Origin of the sequence: Treponema sp. TIM-1, from assembly GCF_046533115.1 — a bacterium.
Taxonomy (GTDB): Bacteria; Spirochaetota; Spirochaetia; order Treponematales; family Breznakiellaceae; genus JAIRMO01.
The window spans coordinates 20,658-35,795 of the sequence record NZ_JAJQRC010000032.1 but is presented as its reverse complement, the minus strand read 5'-3'; the positions used below and the strand labels follow the sequence as shown (position 1 = coordinate 35,795).

The window sequence follows — 15,138 nt, the reverse complement described above, 5'->3', positions numbered from 1 at the left end:
AGTCCATTCTTCCCTCTCCTCTCTCCTAACTCCTCTCTTAATCCCCCTTCTTCGTTCGTGTGGTTCGTGTCGTTCGTGGTTAACCCTCTTCTCTCTTAACTTCTTCGCCTTCTGCGCCTTTGTGGTCGAATTCTCTTTTTTATGTCTCCTTCGCGGTCGAATTCTCTTTCACGGTAATACCGATATTGCGAAAAAACAGGCTTTAAAGTAAGCTCGTCATGGGAGGCCGCGCGCCGGCAAGGAGGTAGAGGGGATGGTTTTTCTTCGGGGCCCCGCGGCCATTGCCCTGGGTTTTTTGCTGGACATCCTCCTGGGGGATCCGCCGGGCATACCCCATCCGGTCCGGGGAATGGGTTTTTTAATAGACCGGGGAGAATCGATCCTCCGGCGGCTCTTGCCCCATAACGAAAGGGCGGCCGGGACCCTGCTGGTCGTCCTGGTTACGTCCGTAAGCCTTTTCCTTTCCGGGGCCCTGCTCTTTTTTGCCTATGGGCAGAGCCCCTGGGCAGGGTTCACACCAATACCGGTTATACTGATGTTCCGTTATCTGATATGGTTTCCTTACCAGTTCGATTTGCTGCCGTGTTTCCGCGTTTTCCTTTACCGGTTCCAATTGACCGCCGCAGCGCGGACAGTGCGATAATTCATGGACTATGGTTTTGTCAACCTGTTCCGGCGGGAACAGGGGCCTTTCGTGCTTTTTATGGCCCTTTTGCGCCCCCTGTTTGCGTTTTTGCACCTGCTCTCCTCCCTTTTTCGGTGGTTTGGTTATATCCGACGATGGGGCTTTGGAGGAGTTTGTTGAGTTTTTTCCAGCCGGGCAATCTTTTCACTGAGTTCTTTTACCAGCCGCTTTAATGCCTCTATTTCTTTTTGTTGTTCCTCAATGATTTTTAATCTGTCGGCGGCGACCTTTCCCCAAATCATTTCTCCAGCATAGATACTATTTTTAACTTGGTTAACCGGTCATATCCTATTTTCCCGGTGAACGGTTACGAAAATATAATAAAAATTGTAACGCCAAGAGAATATCTTGAAATATTGAGCCCCGCAGGTATTTAAGCAAGACTTTTGACTAATACCGCCCGGACCCCCTTCAGCAGTGGTATTTACAGCCCGAGGGTTACCAGGAAACGGCCGTAGGATTCCTGCCACCGCCCGGTATCGGTGGGTTCAAAGTTCTGGATCTCCGTCGAAGCCGCCACGATTTCCCTAATCTGTCCGATGGAGGATAGCTCGCCCGCCCCGTAAGCCTGGAGCAGCAGGTTCCCCATGGCGGTTCCCTCCGAGGGGCCGGCCTTTACGGGCAGGGCGGCGGCCGAGGCGATAAACGTATTCAGCAGGCGGTCCTTGCTTCCGCCGCCCACTACGTGAATAATGCGTATCGTTTTATGTGCGGCCCTTTGTATGCGTTCCAGAACGTTCCGGTACTTAAGGGCAAGGCTTTCATAGATAATCCTGCTGATAGTCCCTATGTCATCCGGTTTTACTTCGCCTTGCCTGGTTTTTTCAAGGTAAGCACAAATCGCTTCGGGCATATCCTCGGGGTTAAAGAAGGCGGGGGCGTCGGGATCGATAAACGCAAAGAACGGCCGTGCCTTTTCCGCCATAGCCATAATGGTATTGTAGTCCAGATCCGGGTTTGTCCTGTTCCAACTGCGTTTGCTCTGCTGGAGTATCCACAGGCCCATGACATTTTTCAGGAAGAGCGATTTTCCCAAGGCGCCGCCGGAATTGGAAATGTTCAGATCGCAGGCGGTCTGATCGAGTACCGGCTGGTCCAGTTCCGTACCGAATATGGACCAGGTACCGGAACTGATATAGGCAAAGTCATCCCCTTTCGCGGGAATGGCCAGGGCGGCGCTGGCGGTGTCATGAACCGCCGGGGTGATGATCCTGACCCCCCGGTTTATGCCGGTATTATCGGCAATGTCGCCCCGCAAAACGCCGATAACTTCCCCCGCGAAACAAAGTTTGGGGCATAGGGCGGCGGGGATATTAAAACGGTCGAGGATCTCCCTGTCCCACTTTTTTTCTTTCGTATCAACCATCATGGAAATGGAAGCGGTAGTATACTCGCACGCCGGAGGCGCTCCCAGCAAAAGGTGCAGCGAATCTCCCATAAACAAAAACCGTGCGGCCTCTTTTACGCGGCTCTTGGGATTCTCGTATTCCCTGATAAGCTGGTTAAGGGTATTAAATTCCAGAAACTGTATTCCTGTTTTTTCGTAAAGCCATTTCTTGTGGGGCAGCACCTTTTCCAGGCTGCCGGTCACGCGGCTGTCCCGGTATGAATAGGGCAGATCCAAAAGCCGGTCATCGGCGTCAAAGAGGCCGTAATCGCAGCCCCAGGTATCAACGCCGATAGAGCACAGTTCCTTCCCGTATCTGGCCGCGTACTTTCGCAGCCCCGTTAGAATCTCCTCGTAAAAGCGGTAGATGTTCCAGCGCAGAGTTCCCTCAAGCAAAAAGTACTGGGTAGGAAACCGGTGCAGCTCTTCCAGCACCAGCCTTCCGTTTTCCAGAGTTCCGACCATGCAACGGCCGCTGTCGGCGCCCAGATCAACAGAAAAATACCGGTTCATGTTTTACACTCCTATATAAGGCGGCGGAATCGCCGCTTCTGTTTAATCGGACATTAACACGGACATTAACACAGAGTGTTAATGATTACTCCTATACGGCCCCGGCGATTTTTTCAAGCAGGGGAATATCCAGGGGATAATTGCCGAATTCCTTTATCGCGTCCAGAAAAACCCGGTAGTTAATCGGACTAATCCCGCTGTGGATCGAATTTGACGAAGAAATGATAAGCCCGCCGCCGATGCCGCCTTTGAGCATACAGCGGGCAGTCTCGGCGCGCACCGCTTCAACCGATTTGCTCACCAGCGTTTCCACGCAGTCCACATTGCCCTTAAAGGCGATACGATCCCCGTATTGTTCTTTTAATTTGTCCATGAACATATTGCCCCGTTCATCAATCGGGTCCAGGCAGTCTATCCCGCTCTTTACCAGGTCTTCTACCACGGTACGCAGATCGCCGTCACTGTGTTTTATCACTTTGAGCCCAAGTTTTTTGGCATGACCGACAAGACGCGCAAAATGCGGATACACATATTCACGGTACATATCGGGGTTTAAAAGCATGTTGTCATTATTGGCAATATCATCGCCGACTACGATAACTTCTATCCCGATTTTTACCAGGCCGTCGCATATCTTTATCGAATAATCGGCGCTCATTGCCATTAACGCATCGGCCAGATCAGGATCATCGTAAAAGGTCATAAGAAAATTTTCGTAGCCCATAAGATCCCGGGGCTGGGAAAATACATCCCTTACCCGCGCGATAACGCACCTTTCTTTCCCGAAGGTATCCAGCGCCTTTTTGATACGGTCAAAGCGATACGGCAAAAGCGGCTCGGGGGGGGTATAATTATTAAAATCCTCCATGTCCTTTATGGGATTACCCACCGGATTCGGGTACTCATCGTAGGTAACCCGGGTAATACCCCATTCGTCTTTGATGTGACGGTCATCCAGTCTCTCGTTTTTGGAATCAAGGCCGACCGCTATTCCGTCCATATCCATCTCTGCCACAAAGGCTATATCGTCTTTTACCCCGCAGACCTTTTCCATAACCTTGGGGTTAAGGATCCATTCACAGGTAGGAATTCTGTCAGGAATCTGATGGTTTAATACCGCTAAGATCCGTTCTCTCCCGTTCATCAGGCGCCTCCCCCCAAAGTAAGAATACCTGCCTTTCGTTCCTGCGCCGCCTTTTGGGCGTAGCCGCTCTGCCGGTGATTCCGCAGGGGGTCTATATCGGAAAGGCCCATCTCAAGGCGAAGCTGCCCCAAAAGCGGCTCCACATCACAGTTAAAGGCATCCATGATAATCATGTTACTTAAAACAACGTCGTTTTCCGCCCGCGCCGCGGCGAGGAGTTTCCTGTCCACCAGCAGGGACTTCGCATAGGCGGTCTGGATGTTCATCACCGAATAGATGATGCCCTCCAGGCTGTTTTCGATATTGTGGGACTGATCGAGCATATAGGTAATACCCGTATCAACTCCGCGCACCGTGGCGTCCACTATCTCGTTGAAGATGAGGAAAATCTCCAGGGGATTCACCGTACCCAGGATGAGATCGTCATCGGCGTAGCGGCGGTTGTTGAAATGGAAGCCCCCCAGTTTCCCCTCGTCCAGGAGGGAACAGATTATCTGTTCGATGTTGGTACACGGAAGATGATGTCCCAGGTCAACCAGAACCTTTGCCTGCTTGCCGAGCTTCTGGCACATCATCAAGGAGGTTCCCCAGTCGGGGACATCGGTGGTGTAGAAAAAGGGCTCAAAGGGCTTGTATTCCAAAACCAGGGTCATGTCGGGATCGAGTTTTTCATAGAGGGCCAGAAGCCCCTCAAAAAGGCGGTGCTTCCGTTCGGCGAGGCTGTCCTGCCCCGGGTAACTGGTTCCGTCGGCCACCCACATGCCGATGCACTTGGAACCCATCTCCCGGGCCATGCGGATACAGTCACCAAAATGGGCCTTGGTATTTTCCCGTACCGACGCTATGGGCGAACAGATGGATCCGAAACGGAACTGCTGGCCGGAAAAGGTATTGGGATGCACCGTACCGATGCGCATACCCTTTTTCGCCGCATATTCCCGCACCGGCTCAAAGCGGCCGTCGTCGGTTTTGTCCCACAGTACATGGCTTGCCATTACCGGCGTAATGCCCAGGCAGCGCTGTATCTCCGCGCAGTCGTCCACCTTGTCCCAGATGGTAACCGCCGCCCCCTTATCCATAAAAGTACCGTACCGGGTACCGGAATTACCCACCGCCCACGAGGGGAGTTCCACTACCTGGTTTTTTAAAATTCCCTTGACCTTTTCAAGATCAATGCCCTTTTCAGCAAAGGAATCTTCCAGGATGGCGTATTGTTTTTTTTGTCGTTCCCCGCTTTTTTTTGATCCCCGTAGATATTCCATCTTCTGCCTCCAATTTGTTGTTCAGGAATTTCTTTCAAATAAAGCATTCAATTTATTTGAAATGACGATAATCACTATTAATAAAACTCCTAATACGGCGATTTGCACATAACTGCTTATGGTTGCCAGCCGCATACCGGTACGGATAAAAACGATTATGAAAAAAGCCGCCAGCGTGCCCAGGCAGGCGCCTTTACCGCCGGTAAAGGCGGTCCCGCCCAGGAGTACCATGGTAACCACGTCCATCTCCCCGCCGGTCCCGATGGAATATTTTACCACTTCAAGACGGGAGATGGAGAGGAGGGCCGCGGTTCCGCAGAAAAACCCCTGGAGGGCAAAAAGCTGTCGTTTCATGCTGTCAACTTTGACGCCCGAATATTTAGCGGCGTTACTGTTTAAGCCCACGGCGGAGATCTTTCTGCCCCAAAAATTCCGCTTCAACAGTATTTCCAGAATCACGGCGACCACAACAATTATGATCAGGGGCAGCGGAATTATACCGAAAACGGTAATTTTACCGAAACGCAAAAACCATTGCGGGAAGCCGGAAATAGCCGCATCCCCGACCAACACCTGTGCGAGCCCCCGGTAAATCGAAAGCGTACCTATGGTTATGATAAGAGAGGGAAGGCCGGTAACCGTAACCAGTACCCCGTTCACTAAACCAAGGCAGGTGCCAAAAACCAGGCCCAGCGGAACGAGAAAAACCATGCTGACGCCCATTTTGTGGAGTACGCCTAAAATACAGGTAACTAAGGTCATATTGGCGGCAACCGAAAGATCCAATTCCCCCGATGTCATAAGTAGTGCGAAACAAAGGGCTATGAGCCCCAATTCTGTGTAATAAATAGTAGAACTAAGGAGAAAGCGTATGTCCAAAAAATTCGGCGATAAAAGAACCCCGCTGACAAAGCTAAGTACTAAAAACACCACTATGGTCAATTCGGGGCGTAACAGTTTTCCGGTGTTAAGCACGGCTTTCTCCTCCTGCGGCTGTTGCGGGGTTGTTTTCTTTTCGCAGAGCCTTGGAACCGCCCAGGCCCTTTTTAAGGTAGTTATCCGCAATCACCGAAAGTATGATTATGAAACCGTAAATCGCTTCCTGCCAGTAACCGGATATTCCGGTTATCGAAATCGCGTTGTTTATTACTCCCAGCATGAGGCAGCCGATTACCGTTCCCAGGGTTGTCCCGACTCCGCCGCCCATACTGCACCCGCCGATAACCACCGCGGCAATGGCAGTAAATTCAAGTCCCCGTCCGGCGGAGCCGGGGTCCATGAACCCTATCCTGGACATAAAGATCATGCTGGCAAAGCCGCTTAAGGCTCCGGCTATAACAAAAACAAGGATGTTTATCTTTTTAAGGCTGATGCCCCGGGTTTCGGCCGCTTTGGGGTTGCTTCCGGCGGCATATATATCACGCCCAAGCCGCAGACGGCGCAGAAAAAAAGCGACCAGCAGCGCGACGGCCAGGGCGATAATAATTGAATAGGGAATGCCGATTACCGACGCGTTTACCTGCGAAAGGCGAATCAGGGTCCTTGGAATTTTATAGTTCTCTATCAGCCTGCCGCCGTTGGCGTAAAAAATCACCCCCCGGTAGAGATACATGGTACCCAGGGTCACAATTACGGAGGGTATCTTGAACACGGTAACAATCGTTCCGTTTAGAAGACCCAAGAGCGCCCCAATACCGATGGCGATAACCATACCCAATAACAGGGGAAATTCAGGATTTACGCTAAAAATCAAACCCAAGAGGTATCCGGCAAAACAAAGAATCGATCCAAGGGAAAGATCCACATTGCGGCTGATAATTTCAATCATCTCTCCAAGGGCAACCAGTAACAGATAGGGGAAAAATAACAGTATATTAATAATCGCCTGAACCGAGAAGAATCTCGGCTGAATCATGCATACAATCGCATATATAAAAAATACCAGGACCAGGATACTCAATTCACGAAAACTTGATCGTATATGGCGTAAGACCGGCATCACATCCTTCTCCCGTTACAAAATTTTATACCGCAAGGTCATGAGCCGCGGAAAGTATATTCACTTCGTTAAGTTCTTCCCCCGGGATCATTGCCGCAGGACGCCCTTCGTACATTACCATCACTTTGTCGCTTAAAGCCAATATTTCCGCTATCTCCGAAGAAATCATGATAATACATTTACCTTCTTCGGAAAGTCTTTCTATAATCCTGTACACTTCTTCCTTGGCGCCGATATCAATTCCCCTGGTCGGTTCATCCAGGATCAGTATTTCAGGATTGGTGGCAATCAATTTCGCGATACCGATTTTTTGCTGGTTGCCTCCGGACAATTCTTCAACATACTGTTTGGTACCGGCATACTTTGTCCTAAGCTGACTACATCCCTCTTTGGTCAGGGTTTCTTCCTTGCCGTTGTTTATCCAGCCGCCCGTATCACTGATACGGCCGGGAACCAAAAAAGTAGCGTTAAAAGCTATGGTCTGTTTTAAAAACAAGCCCAAAGCCTGCCGATCTTCCGGCAGCAGGGCTATACCGTGCCTGATAGCTTCGTTGGGAGAGTTTATTTTTACCGGAACGTTGTTGATCAGCAGCCAACCCCGTTTAACCGGCGTTACGCCGAAAAGTGCCCGCGCAACTTCCGTCCTGCCCGATCCCATAAGCCCGGCAATTCCCAAAATCTCACCCTTTCCTACTGAAAATGATACATTCTCAAAAATACCCGGAATGCCGATAGCCTCTGCGCGGAAATAAGGTTCCGCTTTTTTGGTTATCCGTTTATGCTTGCGGGCCAGAGTCAACTCATGACCAAGCATGAGCCGTATCATATCATCGTGGCTCAAATCACTGTTTTGATAAGTGCCTACCATGCTCCCGTCACGCATAACAGTAATTCTATCTGCAATAGCCTTTATTTCTCCAAGACGATGGCTGATATAAACAATGGATCTGCCTTCAGCTTTCAGCCTTTTGATCATGACCAGGAGGTTTTCCACTTCGTTGGGGGTAAGGGAAGCGGTTGGTTCATCCATAAAGATAATCCGGGCATTAGAGACCAAGGATGCACCAATTTCTACAAGCTGCTGTTCGGCGACGGAAAGCCTGTCCATCTTCTGTCTAAGGGGCACATTAAGACCGATGTCTTTGGCAAGTTTCCCCGCGGCTTTTTCCAGGGACCGCCAGTTCACTACTTTCGTGTTGATATATCCGGCAAAGAAATTTTCAATAATGTTTAAATCTTTGAATACCAGGGGTTCCTGGTGTATCATGGCGATCCCATGATCAATAGCGTCCCGGGGCGATCCAAAAGAAACCGGTTCCCCGTCGATATACAAATCCCCCTCCCCGGAATCCATGGAATAAATCCCAAAAAGTATCTTGAGCAGAGTTGATTTTCCCGCGCCGTTTTCACCAATCAGCGCATGAACTTCTCCGGGTACAATATCAAATTCAACTGATTTTAATACCTGGCTTTTCCCAAAGGTTTTGGAAATTCTTACCGCCTTTAGTATTTGTTTTGGTTCAGTACTCATCCATCCTCCGCTTCAGAAAATAAAAGTTTCCCTGCGAACCGGTTATAACCGGCCCACAGGGAATCCTCCTGTCAGAAACTAGAATTTGTAAGAGTCAACATTCTCTTTGGTGATTATCGCGGGAGGACCAGCGTAAAGGACATTATTGGCCAATACACCGGTTGTTCCGTATTCACCGGCGGTAAATGATGTCCCCTGGGCAAGGGTATATTCACCTTTTGCCAGAAGCACCGCAAGATAACCGGCTACTTTTCCGGTACGATAGGTGTCCCAGAGCATGGCGCCGTCAAGAACGCCGTTTTGAAGAAATGCTTTGCTCTGTCCGGGGGTTCCAAGACCGGTCACTACGATGCGGTTACCCAAATTACGGCTTTCTACCGCTTGGGCAGCGGCGGTTAAAGCAACGGTGGTGGGACAAATGATCCCGTCAAGATCCGGATACTTTTGAATAGCCGCTTCCGTTTCGGTAAGACTCTTGGCCGCATCGTCGTTCCCATAGAGAACTTCAACAAGCTGCAAATCCTTGTATTTTCCGTCCGAAGCCATCTGCTTCTTGTAAATTTCGATCTGATTGTTCTGGAACGGAGAATCGGTGGTGGCGCTTAAAACAACAAATTTTCCCTTGTAATTCATGGCCTTGGCAAATTGCTCAAAGGAATCGATTCCCAATTGATCATAATTACAGGAAAGTATCGACCCGTCCCGATGAGATTCGTTGCCGATGATGTCGTCGTTTACGGTAAGAACTTTGATCCCCGCGGCTCTTGCCCGGTCAAGTACCGCGTTCATGGTATCCGCCGCGGTTGGTGAGAGGCAAATTACATTCACCTTGTCCTGGATTGCCGCTTCGATCAGCGGGATCTGTGCCGTAGCTTCCACCTGCTCAGGCGCGGTATCACGGAAAATGCCCCCCTGGGATTCAACCGCTTCTTTCATTCCCGCTATAATGGGATCGAAATAGGGGTTCCCCTTCTGGAGACACACGTACCGTACGCTGATCTGACCGCTGCCGGCCTGTTGGCGGCCTCCCGCCATAACCGGCATGACCGCTACCACAACCAGCAGAAACGCGGTCAATACCGCCGCCAGAACCCTCGATTTTGAGAAGTTTTTCATACCTTTCCTCCATAAAAATAATTATCCCCGCCAAACAGCGGAGCGTAATCACCGTTTAATCAGGTGCTCTGCCTTAGGAGTAATTCCCCGGGAAAAATCACTTTATCCTGGGTTGACTTGCCCTGAAGCTTGTCAATGATGATCTGTGCGGCGGCGGCTCCCAGCTTCGCGATAGGCTGGGCAATAGTGCTTAAAGCGGGTTCTACCAGTTCACACAGCGAAATATTGTCAAAACCAATAAGCGCCATGTCATCGGGAATCTTGACGCCCAGCTTTTTCAGTTCCCGCATACAGCCGATACTCAAAACATCAAACCCGGCCATAATCGCGTCCGGCGGATTGGGGAGCGAAGCAAAATACGCACCGGCAGTGGCGCCTATTTGCATGTGATCTATGTCCCCCAGTATTGCCGGATCGGGCTGATAGATCAGTTCTTCTTCCACCGGAAGGCCGCAGTTTTTAAGGCCCTTCAAATAGCCCCGGAAGCGGTTTTCTATTACGCTGATCTTGGGGACCATTTTGATGTAAGCGATACGGCGGCGGCCCTGACGGTACAGATAGGTCACCGCCTCACCGGTGCTGTCCCGGCCTTCGGTAACCACATAGGAAAGGTCATCCCCTTTCTTGAACACGTTATCCATAAAAACAATCGGTGTCTGGCCCGCCAATTCGGTAAGGGTGTTAATATTTTCCCTGCTGATGTTGTAGGTGTTGTAGATGATCCCGTCGATTTTGCGGCCTATCAGTTTATTGATATAACGGTACTCTTCCTCAATCCGGCGGTCGGTGTTGCAGATGATTACCATATACCCCGACTTTAACGCCACCGATTCCACTCCCTTGAACAGTTCCGAGTAAAACACATTACTAAAATCCGGTACGAGCATGGCAATGGTTTTGGTTCTTCCGGTCCGTATCCCCTGGGCAAAGTAGCTTGGGGTATAGTCCAGTTTTTTTATCGCCTTCACCACCGCTTCTTTTACTTCCGGCTTAACCCCTTCCGGCTGATTTAACACCCTGGAAACGGTGGATTTTGAAACTCCCGCCATCTTTGCGACGTCAAAAATTGTACACAAACCGTTTGCTTTCATGGCCATCCAAAACCCTGTTTAGGAACGTTCCCTGGGAACGTTCCTAGGGAACGTTCCCAAAAGTATTATAAGGCCGGTATTTAGAAGTTGTCAAGGATTTTTTTTATATTTTTTCGATAATTTCCATTAATCGAGGCTACCGGCCTGTCGGAGCGGCAGATCAACGGGCTTTGAAGGCAATCACTCTGATAGGCTTAGCCCTAAAAATTGCTAAAAATTCCTTGGCATTTCTCATAGACGGGGCTTGTCCCGGTTAAATTCACTACCACTGAAAAATAGTATTGCAAAGATAAAAATCTATACCGGTCAACCATATGATAAAATCTAAACGTTTAGATAATTCTCTGGTCTACAGATTGGAATTTTATTGACGGGATAAAATTCCGGACATAAAATTATTTTACCTAATAAGGTTACGATTAACCATGTCGAGACAGGAAGGAGGAAGTTTATGCCTGATACAAAGACGCAGAAAATTGAACGGCTCAAGGCGGCGTTATCCCATAAAGAAGGAGACCATGTGCCGGTATCCGATTTTTTCTGGACCGGTTTCATGGAAAGGGCTAAAGAGCAATGGGGACAGGATCTTGACATATATAAAAAGTTCGACCTGGATTACATTGTCATAAGCCCCAACATGGATCCCATTATCAAGGATTTTGAGATTCTTGAGGACGATGGGGTGAACATAAAACTCAAAACCGGATTCGGCGCCACCGTGCGGCGGAGCGGAAAAGCCCCCATGCCCCATTTTGATAGTTTTTCTATTTCTGAACCGGAAGAAATGGAAAACTTTGTGATGGAACCCGCTAAGGACCGGCGCCGCCTTTACCGCCAGGGGGACGATCAGATCAACGGCCTGGGAGACGCCATAACCCGGAATCTCCCTTCCTGGAGTGACCGGGTAGACGCCTATTATCAGGATTATCCGGTTTACGGTTCCATCTGCGAAGGCTATGAGTACCTTTGGCGCTGCATAGGTTCGGAAAATTCTCTGTACTGGATGCTCCTTGAAAGCGAGCGTTTCGGCGCCTTTGTCAAACGGATAGGCGATTTCGTGGTAGACCTTACGGAGTACCAAATTGAAGAAAGCCGGGGAAGGCTTTCGGGCATGTACGTATGGGGCGATGTAGCCTACGTTAACGGCATGTTCTTCAGCCCCGAGATATGGCGGGAACATTTCAAGCCTATTACTAAGCGTATCATCGAAGCCTGCCACAAGGCGGGCCTCATGGTTATTTACCACGGCTGCGGCAACGCCTCAATGATCTACAACGACTACATAGAAATAGGCCTGGACGGTTACAATCCGGTGGAATGTAAGGCCCACCTTGACGTGGTAGAACTCAAAAAGGACTATGGCGGCAGGCTCTGCTTTGTGGGGAATATAGATGTTCGGGAACTGGAAAGCGGCAATCCTGATCGTATTAAGCGGGAGGTCCTTTACAAGCTTCAAAGTGCTCAGGGAGGCGGTTGGATATGCCAGTCCGATCATTCGGTTACCAGCGGCGTCGCCCCCGATTCCTATGCCTACATGGTGGACCTTGTCAGGGACTACGGAACGTTCCCCCTCAACATGGATCGTATTAAATCGGAACTTGCGGCCTTGGATAAAAAGCTGAAGCGGTAAGTTCCCGCACGAAGCAAGGGGATGGGGCTTTTAATCCCAGTGGAACACTTCTTCCGCGTCCGCCCACCATTCCCCTTCCTTCCTGGTGTCCAGGGGTTTCTGGCAGGGCTTACAGACATCCCACCACTTCTGAGTGGTGGGATCCGCCGCCATCCTGGCCATGTCGCCTTCGTAATCATTTCCGGTATATTCAAAATAACTGAACAAGAGACCGTCGCGATAGTAAATCGAATAGTTCCTGATGTTACATTCCGTGATCATCTTAAGCACATCGGGCCAAACCGCCGCATGGAGTTTTTTATATTCCTCCAGCTTCTCCGGCCGGACGCCTATTACCGATCCATAACGTTTCATATCTTACCTCTTGTCATTACTATGAAATGAATAATACAAATAAGACCCCAGGGAGAATTGGCCTTCCGGTCAATTCTCCCTGGGGGATTTTCAACCCTCAGCCTGAAAATCCCCTACCACTGGGGAGGCTGGAAGTTCGCGACATTTGTCTTGGTGATGATGTCCTGGGCAAGGTAGCCAAGTTCAGGGAGGCTCTTGCCGTTGAAGAAGTCGGCCATGGCCTTGACGCAGGCCGAGCCGTCACCTTCGGCGGTCTGGTAGGTGATGGCCAGAAGGTCGCCGGAGGCTACCAGGTCCATGCCCGCCTTGGAGTTGCCCGCCGCCACCAGGAGGATGTCGGTCCGGCCCGCTTCCTTGAGGGCGTCGGCGGCCCCTATGGCCTGGGTCGAATCGTCGGCCAGGAAGATGGCGGTGAGGTCTTTGCCGAAACGGGTGATCCAGTCCGCCACTACCTGCTTGGTGGCGACGGCGTCAAAACCGGGACTCTGGAAGTCCAGGGTCTTGATGTTTGGCGCGTAGCTCTTCAGTTCCGTGCGGGGACCCCACATACGGGCAAAGTAGGGAGAGGTGCCGGGGTTATGGGTAACGTAGGCAATGCCCCCTTTCTTCCCCATCGCGTCCGCAAGTATACGAGACAGTCTCCGCATCTGTCCAAAGTCATCCGGCCCGGTCCAGGTTACCATATAGCGCATAGCCTCGGCGGTGGCAAGGGTGTTCGTCCCGAAGGCGGGAATGCCGGCCTGGTTGATCTTGCGGAACTGCTGTACCGCGGATTCCGCGTTGACGGGGATAACGCCGATGGCGTCGGGTTTCGCGTTGATCGCCTGGTCTATCATCTGGTTCTGCACGTTGACATCATAGTTCGGCGACCAGAGATCGATGGTCATGCCCAATGCTGCTGCGGCCTTCTTCGCCCCGTTCATGTAGGCGGTGGTCCAGGCATGATCGCCATGTACAATCACGATAACGTGCTTGCCGATACTGCCGTTGGCAGGGGACTTTGCCGGATTGATCTTCGCGCCGGCGTTCCAGCCCGCGTATTCTAAGTCGTACCAGTGCAGGGGATCCTCTTCCGGCAGGGCGTTGGGGTCCGCGGGCCGCGGGGGAACCTGCTTCGGGGAAAGGGGCGGCATCAGGGGCTGCCCATCCGTACTCTTGACCCCGGAAACATCCAGGGCAAGGGACTTCTGTAAATTGTCACTGGCGGTCGCGCCGCCTCCGGCGGATTGCTGTCCGCCTCCCGCGAAGACCAGTGAACCGCTGACAATCAATGCCAATAGCACCGTCAAAAATGTACGTTTCATACCTTCCTCCATAAATTTGGAAAACATATATTCACACTATAAAGTGCAAATATCAAATTAAAGCCCGCCTATTCAAGCGGCGCCGTTTTTCGCGAGTTCTTCCAGAAGTACCACCCGCTCTCCTACCCGCTTTGAGCGGAAATAATTGGTTATGGTCTCATACACAACGCAGGCCGCCAGTACAAGCCCGTTCATAAGGATCTGCACCTCGTACTTCCCGGAAAGCGAGGTAAGCACATTCGACATAACCATAAGGCCGTATACCGATGCATAGGTGTTCCAGACGCTCCCCTTGCCCCCGGTGGTGGCGGTACCCCCGATAATCGTCGCCGCCAGGGCCACCAGCAGGGGTGAAACCCCCTTCTCGCCCAGATTCGGCAGGGCGGAACTCTGGCATATCGCGAAGATGGCGCCGCCGATGGCGCAGCTAAAACCGGACAGGGTAAACACGGAAACCGTCATACCGTCCCGCTTGATCCCGGCAAGCCAGGCCGACTCTTCATTGCCCCCGATAAGGTAGATGTTCCGTCCCCAGCGCGTATTCCGCATCAGAAACGCTACGACAATCACAAAGAGAAGTACAAATATTACTTTGGGCGACAGGGGCAGAAAGCCGAGCCGCATATTGAGAAAGTCGGCAAAGGCATAATCCCCCTTGTCGCCGATTTCCGCGCCCCCGCAGTACATATACATGGCGCCCCGCAGCACGAACTGCATGCCCAGGGTCGTGATAAACGAATGGATCTTCCCCTTACATACCAGTATCCCGTTGATAAACCCCACCACCAGGCCCGCCGCCACCGCGACGCAGATGGAAAAGAACCAGCCGTGGCCGGACAGGGTGTGCATACCCATGACCAGTACCGCGCCCATATTCGCCATGGCCCCAACGGAAAGGTCCATGTGGCCGGCTATCATGCAGGTGGTAAAACCCAGGCCCAGCAGCGCGTACAGCACCGTACTGTCAAAAATACCCTTCATGTTAAAGGCCGAGAAAAAATTCCGGGCAAAGATACCCAGGAACATCATCACGACAATGAGAATATAGAACCGGTAATCGTTAATCGCCCTGCCCATGCCCCGGCCTGATTTTTCCGCTGTTTTTTTGCCTTCCACCTCTTC

General features: G+C 51.1%; 14 protein-coding genes and 1 pseudogene. 2 read left to right on the top strand and 13 right to left on the bottom strand.

Annotated features, from left to right (window positions below):
• Positions 1 to 253: 253 nt before the first annotated feature.
• Positions 254 to 643 carry a cobalamin biosynthesis protein gene (locus tag LQZ21_RS11195; RefSeq protein WP_411044423.1) on the top strand — a complete coding sequence of 130 codons (390 nt, stop codon included), beginning with the start codon at positions 254 to 256 and terminating at the stop codon, positions 641 to 643.
• Here the strand turns inward: LQZ21_RS11195 and LQZ21_RS11190 are convergent.
• From LQZ21_RS11190 to LQZ21_RS11145, 10 genes and pseudogenes are all read right to left on the bottom strand, one after another.
• Positions 566 to 772, bottom strand: a pseudogene (locus tag LQZ21_RS11190) (IS66-like element ISCku6 family transposase); the annotation flags it as partial. The gene LQZ21_RS11195 and the pseudogene LQZ21_RS11190 overlap by 78 nt on opposite strands.
• Complete coding sequence (locus tag LQZ21_RS11185) at positions 769 to 927, bottom strand: hypothetical protein (RefSeq protein WP_411044421.1); 159 nt, start codon at positions 925 to 927, stop codon at positions 769 to 771. The gene LQZ21_RS11185 and the pseudogene LQZ21_RS11190, both read right to left, overlap by 4 nt.
• A 182-nt stretch (positions 928 to 1,109) precedes the next feature.
• Positions 1,110 to 2,585: a rhamnulokinase gene (locus LQZ21_RS11180; RefSeq protein ID WP_411044420.1), complete on the bottom strand. Its 1,476-nt coding sequence runs from the start codon at positions 2,583 to 2,585 to the stop codon at positions 1,110 to 1,112.
• A 91-nt stretch (positions 2,586 to 2,676) separates the two neighbouring features.
• Complete coding sequence (locus tag LQZ21_RS11175; RefSeq protein ID WP_411044419.1) at positions 2,677 to 3,729, bottom strand: uroporphyrinogen decarboxylase family protein; 1,053 nt, start codon at positions 3,727 to 3,729, stop codon at positions 2,677 to 2,679.
• Positions 3,729 to 4,991, bottom strand: a complete 1,263-nt coding sequence (locus LQZ21_RS11170) for a TIM barrel protein (RefSeq protein ID WP_411044418.1) — start codon at positions 4,989 to 4,991, stop codon at positions 3,729 to 3,731. Before LQZ21_RS11170 ends, LQZ21_RS11175 begins: the two co-directional genes overlap by 1 nt.
• Before the next feature lie 21 nt (positions 4,992 to 5,012).
• Positions 5,013 to 5,966 (bottom strand): ABC transporter permease, encoded by a 954-nt coding sequence (locus tag LQZ21_RS11165; protein ID WP_411044417.1) that lies wholly within the window; start codon positions 5,964 to 5,966, stop codon positions 5,013 to 5,015.
• Positions 5,959 to 6,906: an ABC transporter permease gene (locus LQZ21_RS11160; protein ID WP_411044416.1), complete on the bottom strand. Its 948-nt coding sequence runs from the start codon at positions 6,904 to 6,906 to the stop codon at positions 5,959 to 5,961. The genes LQZ21_RS11165 and LQZ21_RS11160 overlap by 8 nt, the downstream gene beginning before the upstream one ends.
• Positions 6,907 to 7,015: 109 nt before the next feature.
• A complete protein-coding gene (locus LQZ21_RS11155; RefSeq protein WP_411044415.1) occupies positions 7,016 to 8,521 on the bottom strand; it encodes a sugar ABC transporter ATP-binding protein in 1,506 nt (501 codons plus the stop codon).
• A 78-nt stretch (positions 8,522 to 8,599) separates the two neighbouring features.
• Positions 8,600 to 9,637 carry a substrate-binding domain-containing protein gene (locus LQZ21_RS11150; RefSeq protein WP_411044414.1) on the bottom strand — a complete coding sequence of 346 codons (1,038 nt, stop codon included), beginning with the start codon at positions 9,635 to 9,637 and terminating at the stop codon, positions 8,600 to 8,602.
• Positions 9,638 to 9,696: 59 nt separating this feature from the next.
• Positions 9,697 to 10,734: a LacI family DNA-binding transcriptional regulator gene (locus LQZ21_RS11145; protein ID WP_411044413.1), complete on the bottom strand. Its 1,038-nt coding sequence runs from the start codon at positions 10,732 to 10,734 to the stop codon at positions 9,697 to 9,699.
• 445 nt (positions 10,735 to 11,179) lie between these two features.
• Between LQZ21_RS11145 and LQZ21_RS11140 the strand changes: the two genes are divergently transcribed.
• The gene (locus LQZ21_RS11140) at positions 11,180 to 12,358 is read left to right on the top strand and encodes a uroporphyrinogen decarboxylase family protein (RefSeq protein ID WP_411044412.1); all 1,179 of its coding nucleotides are present in this window, start codon (positions 11,180 to 11,182) and stop codon (positions 12,356 to 12,358) included.
• Between the two features lie 30 nt (positions 12,359 to 12,388).
• Here the strand turns inward: LQZ21_RS11140 and LQZ21_RS11135 are convergent, their stop codons facing one another.
• From LQZ21_RS11135 to LQZ21_RS11125, 3 genes are all read right to left on the bottom strand, one after another.
• Positions 12,389 to 12,712, bottom strand: coding sequence for an L-rhamnose mutarotase (locus tag LQZ21_RS11135; protein ID WP_411044411.1), 324 nt, complete (start codon positions 12,710 to 12,712; stop codon positions 12,389 to 12,391).
• Positions 12,713 to 12,825: 113 nt separating this feature from the next.
• Complete coding sequence (locus LQZ21_RS11130; RefSeq protein ID WP_411044410.1) at positions 12,826 to 14,016, bottom strand: sugar ABC transporter substrate-binding protein; 1,191 nt, start codon at positions 14,014 to 14,016, stop codon at positions 12,826 to 12,828.
• Positions 14,017 to 14,088: 72 nt separating this feature from the next.
• Complete coding sequence (locus LQZ21_RS11125) at positions 14,089 to 15,132, bottom strand: ABC transporter permease (RefSeq protein ID WP_411044409.1); 1,044 nt, start codon at positions 15,130 to 15,132, stop codon at positions 14,089 to 14,091.
• Between the last annotated feature and the right edge of the window lie 6 nt (positions 15,133 to 15,138).